The sequence below is a fragment of the Streptomyces sp. NPDC014995 genome (assembly GCF_043080745.1).
GTDB lineage: Bacteria > Actinomycetota > Actinomycetes > Streptomycetales > Streptomycetaceae > Streptomyces.
In genome coordinates this window covers 235,013-247,887 of sequence record NZ_JBIBVX010000004.1, presented here as the reverse complement: position 1 = coordinate 247,887, position 12,875 = coordinate 235,013, and the positions used below count along the sequence as shown (strand labels likewise).

The window sequence follows — 12,875 nt, the reverse complement described above, 5'->3', positions numbered from 1 at the left end:
GCAGCGCGCAATTCTCAGGACGCGTCGTCACAAGGATCCGAATCCGAGGCATGGATCGACGACGAAGAGGGCAGTATCAACGTGCGTTGAGGGCAAGCAGACCGAGGGCGTGTGAGAGCAACGAGGGTCTCGAAAAACCCGCACTGGACATCAGTGTGCCAAATGGCTACACTGACCCTTTGCGCTGCCTGTTAGCTGTCCCCTGCCCGTCACCAGGGGCATGCCCTCACCCCAACACCGACGTACAGATCATCTCTGACCTGGGATCTCTGTCTCTGTGTGGGGAGAGGGGCCGGTACGCGCGTAGTGAGTCCGAGCCCTCGGAAGGACCCCCTCTTGGCCGCCTCGCGCAACGCCTCGACCGCGAATACGAACAACGCTGCCAGCACCGCCCCGCTGCGCATCTCCTTTGCAAAGATCAAGGAGCCCCTCGAGGTTCCGAACCTTCTCGCGCTGCAAACCGAGAGCTTCGACTGGCTGCTCGGCAACGACGCGTGGAAGGCTCGCGTCGAGGAGGCTCTGGAGAACGGTCAGGACGTCCCCACCAAGTCCGGCCTCGAGGAGATCTTCGAGGAGATCTCCCCGATCGAGGACTTCTCCGGGTCGATGTCGCTGACCTTCCGCGACCACCGTTTCGAGCCGCCGAAGAACAGCATCGACGAGTGCAAGGAGCGCGACTTCACGTACGCGGCTCCGCTCTTCGTGACGGCCGAGTTCACCAACAACGAGACCGGCGAGATCAAGTCCCAGACGGTCTTCATGGGCGACTTCCCGCTCATGACCAACAAGGGCACCTTCGTCATCAACGGCACCGAGCGTGTCGTCGTGTCGCAGCTGGTCCGTTCGCCGGGCGTCTACTTCGACTCCACCATCGACAAGACGTCCGACAAGGACATCTTCTCCGCCAAGATCATCCCGTCCCGGGGTGCCTGGCTGGAGATGGAGATCGACAAGCGCGACATGGTCGGCGTCCGTATCGACCGCAAGCGCAAGCAGTCGGTGACCGTCCTCCTGAAGGCGCTCGGCTGGACGACCGAGCAGATCCTCGAGGAGTTCGGCGAGTACGAGTCCATGCGCGCCACCCTGGAGAAGGACCACACCCAGGGCCAGGACGACGCGCTGCTCGACATCTACCGCAAGCTGCGTCCGGGCGAGCCCCCCACGCGTGAGGCCGCGCAGACGCTCCTTGAGAACCTGTACTTCAACCCCAAGCGTTACGACCTCGCGAAGGTCGGCCGTTACAAGGTCAACAAGAAGCTGGGTGCGGACGCTCCGCTGGACGCGGGCATCCTGACCGTCGAGGACATCATCTCGACGATCAAGTACCTGGTGAAGCTGCACGCCGGCGAGACCGAGACCGCCGGGGACAACGGCGGCACGATCGTCGTCGAGACCGACGACATCGACCACTTCGGCAACCGTCGTCTGCGCAGCGTCGGCGAGCTCATCCAGAACCAGGTCCGTACGGGCCTGGCGCGTATGGAGCGCGTCGTCCGTGAGCGCATGACGACTCAGGACGTCGAGGCGATCACGCCGCAGACCCTGATCAACATCCGGCCGGTCGTCGCCTCCATCAAGGAGTTCTTCGGCACCAGCCAGCTGTCGCAGTTCATGGACCAGAACAACCCGCTGTCCGGGCTGACGCACAAGCGTCGTCTGTCCGCGCTCGGCCCGGGTGGTCTGTCCCGTGAGCGGGCCGGCTTCGAGGTCCGTGACGTGCACCCGTCGCACTACGGCCGTATGTGCCCGATCGAGACCCCCGAAGGCCCGAACATCGGTCTGATCGGCTCGCTCGCCTCCTACGGTCGCGTCAACGCGTTCGGTTTCGTCGAGACCCCGTACCGCAAGGTCGTCGACGGCCAGGTCACCGACGAGGTGGACTACCTGACCGCCGACGAGGAGGACCGCTTCGTCATCGCGCAGGCCAACGCCACGCTCAATGACGAGCTGCGCTTCTCCGAGGCTCGCGTCCTGGTCCGCCGTCGTGGCGGTGAGGTCGACTACGTCAGCCCCGAGGACGTCGACTACATGGACGTCTCGCCGCGCCAGATGGTGTCGGTCGCGACCGCCATGATCCCGTTCCTCGAGCACGACGACGCCAACCGTGCCCTCATGGGCGCGAACATGATGCGTCAGGCCGTGCCGCTGATTAAGTCCGAGTCCCCGCTCGTCGGCACCGGCATGGAGTACCGCTCCGCCGTCGACGCCGGCGACGTGGTCAAGGCCGAGAAGGCGGGTGTGGTCCAGGAGGTCTCCGCGGACTACATCACCACCGCCAACGACGACGGCACCTACATCACCTACCGGCTGGCCAAGTTCGCCCGCTCCAACCAGGGCACCTCGGTCAACCAGAAGGTCATCGTCAACGAGGGCGACCGGATCATCGAGGGCCAGGTCCTCGCCGACGGTCCGGCCACCCAGAACGGCGAGATGGCGCTGGGCAAGAACCTGCTCGTGGCGTTCATGCCGTGGGAGGGTCACAACTACGAGGACGCGATCATCCTGTCGCAGCGCCTCGTGCAGGACGACGTCCTCTCCTCGATCCACATCGAGGAGCACGAGGTCGACGCCCGTGACACCAAGCTCGGCCCCGAGGAGATCACCCGGGACATCCCGAACGTCTCCGAGGAGGTCCTCGCCGACCTCGACGAGCGCGGCATCATCCGCATCGGCGCCGAGGTCATCGCCGGTGACATCCTCGTCGGCAAGGTCACGCCCAAGGGCGAGACCGAGCTGACGCCGGAGGAGCGCCTGCTGCGCGCGATCTTCGGTGAGAAGGCCCGTGAGGTCCGTGACACCTCGCTGAAGGTGCCGCACGGCGAGACCGGCAAGGTCATCGGCGTGCGTGTCTTCGACCGCGAGGAGGGCGACGAGCTTCCCCCCGGTGTGAACCAGCTGGTGCGCGTCTACGTCGCGCAGAAGCGCAAGATCACCGACGGTGACAAGCTCGCCGGCCGGCACGGCAACAAGGGTGTCATCTCCAAGATCCTGCCCATCGAGGACATGCCGTTCCTCGAGGACGGGACCCCGGTCGACATCATCCTCAACCCGCTCGGTGTGCCGTCCCGAATGAACCCGGGACAGGTGCTGGAGATCCACCTCGGCTGGCTCGCCAGCCGCGGCTGGGACGTCTCCGGTCTCGCCGACGAGTGGGCGCAGCGCCTCCAGGCGATCGGCGCCGACTCCGTCGCCCCGGGCACCAACGTCGCCACCCCGGTGTTCGACGGTGCGCGTGAGGACGAGCTGGCGGGTCTGCTGCAGCACACCATCCCGAACCGCGACGGCGAGCGCATGGTGCTCCCGTCCGGCAAGGCGCGGCTGTTCGACGGCCGTAGCGGTGAGCCGTTCCCGGACCCGATCTCGGTCGGCTACATGTACATCCTGAAGCTGCACCACCTGGTCGACGACAAGCTGCACGCCCGTTCGACCGGCCCGTACTCGATGATCACCCAGCAGCCGCTGGGTGGTAAGGCCCAGTTCGGTGGCCAGCGGTTCGGTGAGATGGAGGTGTGGGCCCTCGAGGCCTACGGCGCCGCGTACGCCCTCCAGGAGCTGCTGACCATCAAGTCCGACGACGTCACCGGCCGCGTGAAGGTCTACGAGGCCATCGTCAAGGGCGAGAACATCCCCGAACCCGGCATCCCCGAGTCCTTCAAGGTGCTCATCAAGGAGATGCAGTCCCTTTGCCTGAACGTGGAGGTGCTGTCCAGCGACGGTATGTCCATCGAGATGCGTGACACCGACGAGGACGTCTTCCGCGCTGCGGAGGAGCTCGGCATCGACCTGTCCCGGCGCGAGCCGAGCAGCGTCGAAGAGGTCTGACGGGAGTCCGGCGGACCTTGAACCACCAAGGTCCGCCGGCCCCGGGACCCCCGTTTCAGACCCCAAGACTTACAACCCTGAGAGGGATTGACGCATAGTGCTCGACGTCAACTTCTTCGACGAGCTCCGGATCGGTCTGGCCACCGCTGACGACATCCGTCAGTGGAGCCACGGCGAGGTCAAGAAGCCCGAGACCATCAACTACCGCACGCTCAAGCCCGAAAAGGACGGACTCTTCTGCGAGAAGATCTTCGGTCCGACCCGGGACTGGGAGTGCTACTGCGGCAAGTACAAGCGTGTCCGCTTCAAGGGCATCATCTGTGAGCGCTGCGGCGTCGAGGTGACCCGCGCCAAGGTGCGCCGTGAGCGGATGGGCCACATTGAGCTGGCCGCTCCCGTCACGCACATCTGGTACTTCAAGGGCGTCCCGAGCCGGCTGGGCTATCTGCTCGACCTGGCTCCCAAGGACCTCGAGAAAGTCATCTACTTCGCGGCGTACATGATCACGTACGTCGACGAGGAGCGCCGTACGCGTGACCTGCCCTCCCTGGAGGCGCACGTCTCCGTCGAGCGGCAGCAGATCGAGAACCGCCGGGACGCCGACCTGGAGGCCCGCGCCAAGAAGCTCGAGACCGACCTGGCCGAGCTGGAGGCCGAGGGCGCCAAGGCCGACGTGCGCCGCAAGGTGCGCGAAGGTGCCGAGCGCGAGATGAAGCAGCTGCGCGACCGTGCGCAGCGCGAGATCGACCGTCTCGACGAGGTGTGGACCCGGTTCAAGAACCTCAAGGTCCAGGACCTCGAGGGCGACGAGCTCCTCTACCGCGAGCTGCGTGACCGCTTCGGCACGTACTTCGACGGTTCGATGGGTGCCGCGGCGCTGCAGAAGCGCCTGGAGTCCTTCGACCTCGACGAGGAGGCCGAGAAGCTCCGCGAGATCATCCGTACCGGCAAGGGCCAGAAGAAGACCCGTGCGCTCAAGCGCCTGAAGGTCGTCTCCGCGTTCCTGCAGACCAGCAACAGCCCCAAGGGCATGGTGCTCGACTGCGTGCCGGTCATCCCGCCGGACCTGCGTCCGATGGTGCAGCTGGACGGTGGCCGCTTCGCGACCTCCGACCTGAACGACCTGTACCGCCGTGTCATCAACCGGAACAACCGCCTGAAGCGCCTTCTCGACCTCGGTGCGCCCGAGATCATCGTGAACAACGAGAAGCGCATGCTCCAGGAGGCCGTCGACGCGCTGTTCGACAACGGTCGTCGTGGCCGTCCGGTCACCGGTCCGGGCAACCGCCCGCTGAAGTCCCTCAGCGACATGCTGAAGGGCAAGCAGGGTCGTTTCCGTCAGAACCTGCTCGGCAAGCGTGTGGACTACTCCGCGCGTTCCGTGATCGTCGTCGGTCCGCAGCTGAAGCTGCACCAGTGCGGTCTGCCGAAGGCGATGGCGCTGGAGCTGTTCAAGCCGTTCGTGATGAAGCGCCTGGTCGACCTGAACCACGCGCAGAACATCAAGAGCGCCAAGCGCATGGTCGAGCGCGGCCGCACCGTGGTGTACGACGTCCTCGAAGAGGTCATCGCCGAGCACCCGGTGTTGCTGAACCGTGCGCCCACCCTGCACCGCCTCGGCATCCAGGCCTTCGAGCCGCAGCTGGTCGAGGGCAAGGCCATCCAGATCCACCCGCTCGTCTGCACCGCGTTCAACGCGGACTTCGACGGTGACCAGATGGCCGTGCACCTGCCGCTGTCCGCGGAGGCGCAGGCCGAGGCCCGCATCCTGATGCTGTCCTCGAACAACATCCTCAAGCCCGCCGACGGCCGTCCGGTGACGATGCCGACCCAGGACATGGTCCTCGGTCTGTTCTTCCTCACCACCGACGGTGAGATGCGGGACGTCAAGGGTGAGGAGCGCTCCTTCTCCTCCGTCGCCGAGGCGATCATGGCCTTCGACGCGGGCGAGCTCTCGCTCCAGTCGAGGATCGACATCCGCTTCCCGGTCGGCACCATCCCGCCGCGCGGCTGGACCCCGCCGGCGCAGGAGGAGGGCGAGCCGGAGTGGCAGCAGGGTGACAGCTTCCGTCTGAGGACCACGCTGGGCCGTGCGCTCTTCAACGAGCTGCTGCCCGAGGACTACCCGTTCGTCGACTACGAGGTCGGCAAGAAGCAGCTCTCCGAGATCGTCAACGACCTCGCCGAGCGCTACCCGAAGGTCATCGTGGCGGCGACGCTCGACAACCTGAAGGCGTCCGGCTTCTACTGGGCCACCCGTTCCGGCGTCACCGTCGCCATCTCCGACGTCGTCGTTCCCGAGGCGAAGAAGGAGATCGTCCGCGGGTACGAGGCGCAGGACGAGAAGGTCCAGAAGCAGTACGAGCGCGGTCTGATCACCAAGGACGAGCGCACGCAGGAGCTCATCGCGATCTGGACCAAGGCGACCAACGAGGTCGCCGAGGCGATGAACGACAACTTCCCGAAGACCAACCCGATCTTCATGATGGTGAACTCGGGTGCACGAGGCAACATGATGCAGATGCGTCAGATCGCCGGTATGCGTGGTCTGGTGTCGAACGCGAAGAACGAGACGATCCCGCGTCCGATCAAGGCGTCGTTCCGTGAGGGCCTGTCCGTGCTGGAGTACTTCATCTCCACGCACGGTGCCCGTAAGGGTCTGGCGGACACCGCTCTGCGGACCGCCGACTCGGGTTACCTCACCCGTCGTCTGGTCGACGTCTCCCAGGACGTCATCATCCGCGAGGAGGACTGCGGCACCGAGCGCGGTCTCAAGCTGGCCATCGCCGAGCGCGGCGACGACGGTGTCCTGCGCAAGACGGGCAACGTCGAGACGTCCGTGTACGCGCGCTGCCTCGCCGAGGACATCGTGGTCGACGGCAAGGTGCTGGCCCCGGCCGGTACCGACCTCGGCGACGTGCTCATCGACGAGCTGGTCAAGCACGGCGTCGAGACGGTCAAGACCCGTTCGGTCCTGACCTGCGAGTCCGCCGTCGGCACCTGCGCCATGTGCTACGGCCGCTCGCTGGCCACCGGCAAGCTGGTCGACATCGGTGAGGCGGTCGGCATCATCGCCGCCCAGTCCATCGGTGAGCCCGGTACCCAGCTGACGATGCGTACCTTCCACACCGGTGGTGTGGCCGGTGACGACATCACCCAGGGTCTGCCGCGTGTCGTCGAGCTCTTCGAGGCCCGTACCCCGAAGGGTGTCGCCCCGATCTCCGAGGCCTCCGGCCGCGTGCGGATCGAGGAGACCGAGAAGACCAAGAAGATCGTCATCACGCCGGACGACGGCAGCGACGAGACGGCCTACCCGATCTCGAAGCGTGCCCGGCTCCTGGTCAGCGAGGGCGAGCACGTCGAGGTGGGCCAGAAGCTCACCGTGGGTGCCACCAACCCGCACGACGTGCTGCGCATCCTGGGCCAGCGTGCCGTCCAGGTCCACCTGGTCGGCGAGGTCCAGAAGGTCTACAACTCGCAGGGTGTGTCGATCCACGACAAGCACATCGAGATCATCATCCGGCAGATGCTGCGCCGTGTGACGATCATCGAGTCCGGCGACGCCGAGCTGCTGCCCGGCGAGCTGGTCGAGCGCTCGAAGTTCGAGCAGGAGAACCGTCGTGTGGTCCAGGAGGGCGGTCACCCGGCCTCCGGTCGTCCGCAGCTCATGGGCATCACCAAGGCCTCGCTGGCCACGGAGTCCTGGCTGTCGGCGGCGTCCTTCCAGGAGACGACCAGGGTCCTCACGGACGCGGCGATCAACGCCAAGTCCGACTCCCTGATCGGCCTCAAGGAGAACGTCATCATCGGTAAGCTCATCCCGGCCGGTACGGGTCTGTCCCGTTACCGCAACATCCGGGTCGAGCCGACCGAGGAGGCGAAGGCCGCGATGTACTCGGCCGTCGGCTACGACGACATCGACTACTCGCCGTTCGGCACGGGCTCCGGCCAGGCCGTTCCGCTGGAGGACTACGACTACGGTCCGTACAACCAGTAAGCGGGCATGAGTCGAAGGGCGGTCACCCCATACGCAGGTACGGGGTGACCGCCCTTCGGCGTGTTCAGCGGCCGGTCAGCTCCCAGAGGGCGACGGCCCCCGTCGCCATCGCGGCCAGGGCGCCGATGCTGGCGATCGGCCAGCGGGAGCGTTCCAGGGCGTCGAGGCGCTGCTCGTGGTCGGCGAGCTGCTTGTCGGTCTGGTCGCTGCGCTGCACCAGCAGCGCGAGCTGGCCGTCGGCGCGGGCGAAGCCGGCCTCGACGGTGCCGCGCAGCCGCTCCAGTTCGACGGCGACGACGGCCGGGTCGGAGAGGGAGGGGGATTCGTTCACGCGCTGCTCTCTTCGGTCGGTGGGGCGTCCGTGCGCAGCCACGCGGGCAGCAGGGCCTGGACGGTGGGGACGGCCATGACCCGGGTGACCCCGGCCGCCACGGTCAGGGCGCCTGCCACCCAGGGCAGCGTCGCGGGGATGCCGGCGGCGTCGACGACCGCCGGCAGCAGGACGCACAGGCCGACAGCGGACTGCACGACGGTACGGAGGGTTCGCTTGGCGGCCTCTGACACGGCGACCTCGTTTCTCGGAAAAAGCTCTCAGGAGCTGTACGGGACCTTGAGCGCCGCCCAGGACTTGGCGCCCGGCCAGCCGTCGGCGGCGGCGCCGGTGTAGCCGAGCTTGCGCTGCCACTTGGCGTACGACCTGCGATCGGCCTCGGTCCACTGCGGGCCGGGGCCGTCCTCGTACGCGGAGCAGCCGACCGCCACCAGACGCCTGCCCATCGCGGTGACGATCGCCGACCGGGGCTGCGTCCTGAACCACGCGGCGCCCGGGAAGGGCTGGTGGACGGGCTTGGCGGAACCGGTGCTGGGGGTGGCCGGTGCCTTGGTCAGCCGGGCGGCGACGCGGGCGCGCAGGTCGGTCATGGCGACGCCGCGCGGGTCGATCTTGGCGCTGGTCCACTCCTTGTGCCCGATGACGGAGCGGGCGCTCCAGCCGTGCGCCCGGCACAGCGCGGCGGAGGCGCGCACGATGGCCTCCAGCTGGGCCTCGGGCCACGGGTCCTTGCCGTCGCCGAGGTTGACGCACTCGAAGCCGTAGAAGTGGGTGTTGCCGTCCTTGGTGCGCTGGTCGGGGGCGGGCAGGGTGGCGCGCTCGGCGGCGACCGCGGCGAGGACGTCGGGGTCGCCGACGCCGGCGTGGTTGGCGCGGCCGTTGCCGACGAGGTGGACCGTGCCGTCCTTGGCGATCACGCCGTGGCAGAGCGGGCCGGGCAGGCCGGAGTGGCCGTTGAAGCACAGGCGCACGGTGGAGTCGGTGCCTGTGGTGACGGTGTGGTGGATGATGACGCCGTTGACCGGGCCCCAACTTCCCTTGTGGTTACGGTTGTTGGTGCGCCAGCCGGCGTGTTCGACGACGGTGACGCCCTCGGCCCGCAGGGCGGACACGAGGGCGGTGGCGGAGAGGGGGTTGGCCATGGGCGGTGCCTCCCTGGGGCGTCGCGGGCATGAGAAAACCCCGGCCGGCGAGGGCGGCTCGGGGTGCGCGGGTACGGGGGTGCGTCGGAGGGGTGGAGCGGGGCGGTGCGTCAGATACCGGTGCCGGTGCCGCTCTCGGCGTCGGTACCGGTGTCGGTGCCGGTCTCAGTGCCGGTGCCGGTCTCACCAGTGCCGGTGCCGGTGCCGGTTCCCGGGTCCGAGCCGCCGCCGGTGTCCGGGGCGCCGTCGCCCTCGTCCGTCGCCCACGCGGCGCACAGTGCGACGTACGCCGCCCGGTTGGTCTCGAAGTCGGCGAGGGCCCCGGCGACCGCCCGCTGGACGGCCGTCCGGTCGGGGACCACCGGGGCCGTTCCGACGGGCATGACCGTGACGCGGCCGGTGCCGCGCAGCACGGCCCCGTCGGCGCCGTTCTCGGTGAACTGGGCGGTGATGTTGACGGGGGAGTAGGCGCCGGTGATCGAGTCGGGCGCGATGATGCTGCTGAGGCTGGTGTCGGAGACGTTGACGTGGATCGTGTGGCCCGCCTCGGTGAGGGTGGCGCGGCCTGCGTAGTCGATCGCGATGCCCCAGGGCTGGCTGGTGTCGATGTCCATGGTGGTGCTGCCTTCCTCGGGGTCAGGTCTGGCGGCCGTGCATGAGCACGGGGCTGGCGTAGACGGTGCCGGACGTGGCCTTGGCCTGGATCTCGACCTTGATCGTCGTGCCGTAGACGGAGGCGAAGTCGCTGCTGATCAGGCCGGTGTGGTCGAAGTCCGTGCCGGCGGTGACGGCCGTGCCCCACACGGCGCCGTTGACGAGCACCTGGACGGAGCCGGCGCCGCCGGAGCTGACCCGGGTGCTGACGATGAGCCGCATCTTCGGCTGCCAGACGACGTTGTACGACATCGCGACGGTCGTCCAGGCGGTCGCCGTGGTCTGCGGCCAGCGGGCGGTCGAGCTGTCCTGCGGGGGCAGCATGGTCAGCCAGGGCCGGGCCAGGCCCCCGGTGTTGACGTCGTCCGCGAAGATCTCCCGGCCGCCGTTGTCGAAGATCCGCAGCGGCTGGAGCGACGTGCTGGAGCCGTCGCCGTTGTGCAGGCTCAGCGCGAGGGAACCGGTCTGGCGGCGGATCGCCATGCCGTACTCCGCGCCGCTCCAGGACCCGACCGCGAACACGGCCGGACCGCCGTCCGGCGGCCGTACGGCCAGGTAGCCGCCGTCGGTGATCTCGACACCGCCGCCGGAGACCTGGTTGAGCGCCGGCCGGGTGTTGACGGCGGTGGACAGTTGCTGGATCCGGCGTTCCATCTGGGTCAGCCGGTCGATGATGTCTTCGGGGAGCTGGGGCATCAGGCCTCCTCCAGGTAGAGCTCGGCGGTGTCGGGCCGGCCGCGCTGGGCCGGGCTCACCTTGACACCGATGATCCGGTAGCGGGCGTCGAGGCCCTCGGTCCACCACTCGTCGGTGATCCGGATGCGCGCGGTGCGGCCGAGCAGCGCGGGCGGCACCAGGTCGTCGAGGCGGACGCTGATCTCGGGGATCACCACCGCGCCGGTGCCCGCGGCCAGTTCGGCGCCGGCCAGGGCGTTCAGGGTGGCGCCGTCGGTGATCTCGTTGTGGTCGGAGGACAGGTCGATGCGCGGGTACTTCGCGTCGTCGATCAGGGCCGTGGCGACCGCCACCTGCGAGGCCAGCGGACGGGACTCCTCGGCCTGGTTGGTGTTGGTGGAGGCGCCGCGGGCGCGGGCGGTGGTGCCGCCACGGGTGGCGTCGCGCGGGAAGGAGTACGACAGGATCGTGCCCGGCCGGTCCAGCACCAGGTCGCTCGTGCCGATCTCGATCCTCGGGCTGCCCAGCCGCAGCCGGCGCACGCGCGCGCCGGTGGCCGGGTCGCGGTAGACGGCGATGTGGTGCTCGAAGCCGTTCTCCAGTCCGGCGAGCGCGTCGATCGCCTCCAGGTAGACGGTCTCGTCGCCGTCCCGGTAGGTGACCGTCCGCTTCACCCCGGAGTGCTCGTCGCCGTACGTGACGCCGATGTCGCCGCCGGGCAGCGCGGTCTGCAGGTCGGTCCACAGACTCCGGACGATGTCCAGCTGGTACCTGTCCTTGTACTCCAGCTTGTACTGCGGGTCGTAGACGGGGGTGGTGGCCCGGATGCGGCGGCGGCCCGCGTAGGACTCGAAGGTGGCCGCCTGGATGCCGAGGGTGAGGACGCCCCGGTCGTCGCTCTGCAGGGTGGACGTCCAGATGATGCCGCCCCACCACAGGTCGTTGCCGCGCTGGAGGTAGACCGAGGTGCGGCCCTCCTCGATGCGGCGGACGCGGGCGGCCATCTCCTCGTTGGGCACGGGAATCGTGCCCGAGAGGGAGCCGGCCTTGCCGATGTAGTCGTCGACGGTGACGTCGCGCAGGGGCAGGATGTCGATGGTGCGGTCGGAGAGCAGGTCGCAGAAGATCGCCCGGTAGGGGCTGGTGGTCGTCATGACGCGGCCTCGTAGGTGGCGGTGCCTCGGATGGTGTGGCCGCTCGCCCAGGTCCAGGGCGACAGGGCGTCCACGGAGCCGTAGTTGGCGTGGATGGCGGCGTTCGGCCGGCCCGTGGAGATCTGCATCTCGAAGGTGGTCGTGGTGGCGCAGTACATTCGTGCCACCGCACGCGTCTCGTTGGCGGCGCCGAGCTCGGCGAAGCCGAGCTGCGGGTGGACCGCCGACGCGGCCACCGGCAGGGAGAACCGCCAGTTGTCCGACGACGTGGGGCTGGTGCCGTAGGTGGTGGTGCTGCCGAACGTGATCGAGAAGTTGAGGTGCACGGTGGTGCCGAACCTGACGTACCGGCAGTTGAGCGTGGCGTTGCCGAACGCGGGGGTGGCGGCGCCGGAGCCGGTGGTCCACGCCGGGGTCCAGCTCTGCCAGGTCGGCAGGACCGGGTAGTCGGACCAGGCGGTGCCGCTCCAACGCTGCAACTGGCCGCCGATGTCGCGGTACTGGCCCGGATAGGCGCCGTTGGTGGTGTCGGACGTGACCGGCAGGATGCCGCCGACCGCGACCGTGGCCGTACGGCGCCCGGTGAGCGCCGTGCTCCAGGGGATGCCGTTGGTGCCGGCGCTCGCGTTGGCCGGCACGCGGACCTCGTGCAGCGGAAGGGACAGGCCGGGCGCGGCGGGCACCGCCGGGATGGCGGCGGCCGTGCCCTCGACGATCTCGACGCCGGCCTCGAAGCGGCCGGAGCCGTCGTAGGCGTCGTCGTGGACGCGCAGCACGACCAGGTCGATGCGGTCGTACTGGGCGTTTCCGTCGGCGAAGGTGAGCGGCAGGTACTCCGTGAGCGCGACCGGGTACGCGCCCCGTGCGTCGGTGCTCTGCACGACGGCCCGGCCCGGGCTGATCGTGGCGCTCATGGTGCCGGTCGTGCCGGTCAGCGTGAAGCCGGAGATGCGGGACTGGCCGTCGGAGGAGCCCGGCAGGATGCCGGAGCGGGTGGCGACGGGCGAGGTCGGGGTGAGGGCGCCGAGCGAGACGAGGCGGGTGTCCTCGCGGGACTGGCCGTCGGGGGACAGCCATCCGGAGCGTACGGGCATGGTCGG

Annotated in this window: 9 protein-coding genes; 2 read left to right on the top strand and 7 right to left on the bottom strand. The window is 68.6% G+C overall.

Annotated elements, in window-relative coordinates; all coding sequences use genetic code 11:
- Positions 1 to 336 precede the first annotated feature (336 nt).
- The gene (gene rpoB, locus ACF1A1_RS10775) at positions 337 to 3,822 is read left to right on the top strand and encodes a DNA-directed RNA polymerase subunit beta (RefSeq protein WP_391998827.1); all 3,486 of its coding nucleotides are present in this window, start codon (positions 337 to 339) and stop codon (positions 3,820 to 3,822) included.
- Positions 3,823 to 3,919: 97 nt separating this feature from the next.
- Positions 3,920 to 7,819 carry a DNA-directed RNA polymerase subunit beta' gene (locus ACF1A1_RS10770; RefSeq protein WP_391998826.1) on the top strand — a complete coding sequence of 1,300 codons (3,900 nt, stop codon included), beginning with the start codon at positions 3,920 to 3,922 and terminating at the stop codon, positions 7,817 to 7,819.
- Positions 7,820 to 7,883: 64 nt separating this feature from the next.
- Here ACF1A1_RS10770 and ACF1A1_RS10765 read toward each other — a convergent pair whose 3' ends face one another.
- The 7 genes from ACF1A1_RS10765 to ACF1A1_RS10735 all read right to left on the bottom strand — a co-directional run bounded on the left by ACF1A1_RS10765 (position 7,884) and on the right by ACF1A1_RS10735 (position 12,869).
- Complete coding sequence (locus ACF1A1_RS10765; RefSeq protein WP_391998825.1) at positions 7,884 to 8,150, bottom strand: hypothetical protein; 267 nt, start codon at positions 8,148 to 8,150, stop codon at positions 7,884 to 7,886.
- Positions 8,147 to 8,383, bottom strand: a complete 237-nt coding sequence (locus ACF1A1_RS10760; protein ID WP_391998824.1) for a hypothetical protein — start codon at positions 8,381 to 8,383, stop codon at positions 8,147 to 8,149. Before ACF1A1_RS10760 ends, ACF1A1_RS10765 begins: the two co-directional genes overlap by 4 nt.
- Before the next feature lie 27 nt (positions 8,384 to 8,410).
- The gene (locus tag ACF1A1_RS10755) at positions 8,411 to 9,292 is read right to left on the bottom strand and encodes a peptidoglycan-binding protein (protein WP_391998823.1); all 882 of its coding nucleotides are present in this window, start codon (positions 9,290 to 9,292) and stop codon (positions 8,411 to 8,413) included.
- A gap of 110 nt (positions 9,293 to 9,402) precedes the next feature.
- A complete protein-coding gene (locus tag ACF1A1_RS10750) occupies positions 9,403 to 9,906 on the bottom strand; it encodes an ATP-binding protein (RefSeq protein WP_391998822.1) in 504 nt (167 codons plus the stop codon).
- A gap of 22 nt (positions 9,907 to 9,928) precedes the next feature.
- Positions 9,929 to 10,642, bottom strand: a complete 714-nt coding sequence (locus tag ACF1A1_RS10745; protein WP_391998821.1) for a hypothetical protein — start codon at positions 10,640 to 10,642, stop codon at positions 9,929 to 9,931.
- Positions 10,642 to 11,775, bottom strand: coding sequence for a hypothetical protein (locus tag ACF1A1_RS10740; RefSeq protein ID WP_391998820.1), 1,134 nt, complete (start codon positions 11,773 to 11,775; stop codon positions 10,642 to 10,644). The genes ACF1A1_RS10745 and ACF1A1_RS10740 overlap by 1 nt, the downstream gene beginning before the upstream one ends.
- A complete protein-coding gene (locus ACF1A1_RS10735) occupies positions 11,772 to 12,869 on the bottom strand; it encodes a hypothetical protein (protein WP_391998819.1) in 1,098 nt (365 codons plus the stop codon). The genes ACF1A1_RS10740 and ACF1A1_RS10735 overlap by 4 nt, the downstream gene beginning before the upstream one ends.
- Between the last annotated feature and the right edge of the window lie 6 nt (positions 12,870 to 12,875).

Bases quoted from the DNA above. Each gene is read 5' to 3' on its own strand.
- ACF1A1_RS10755 (WP_391998823.1), bottom strand. From the start codon at position 9,292: ATGGCCAACCCCCTCTCCGCCACCGCCCTCGTGTCCGCCCTGCGGGCC.
- ACF1A1_RS10750 (WP_391998822.1), bottom strand. From the start codon at position 9,906: ATGGACATCGACACCAGCCAGCCCTGGGGCATCGCGATCGACTACGCA.
- ACF1A1_RS10745 (WP_391998821.1), bottom strand. From the start codon at position 10,642: ATGCCCCAGCTCCCCGAAGACATCATCGACCGGCTGACCCAGATGGAA.
- ACF1A1_RS10740 (WP_391998820.1), bottom strand. From the start codon at position 11,775: ATGACGACCACCAGCCCCTACCGGGCGATCTTCTGCGACCTGCTCTCC.
- ACF1A1_RS10735 (WP_391998819.1), bottom strand. From the start codon at position 12,869: ATGCCCGTACGCTCCGGATGGCTGTCCCCCGACGGCCAGTCCCGCGAG.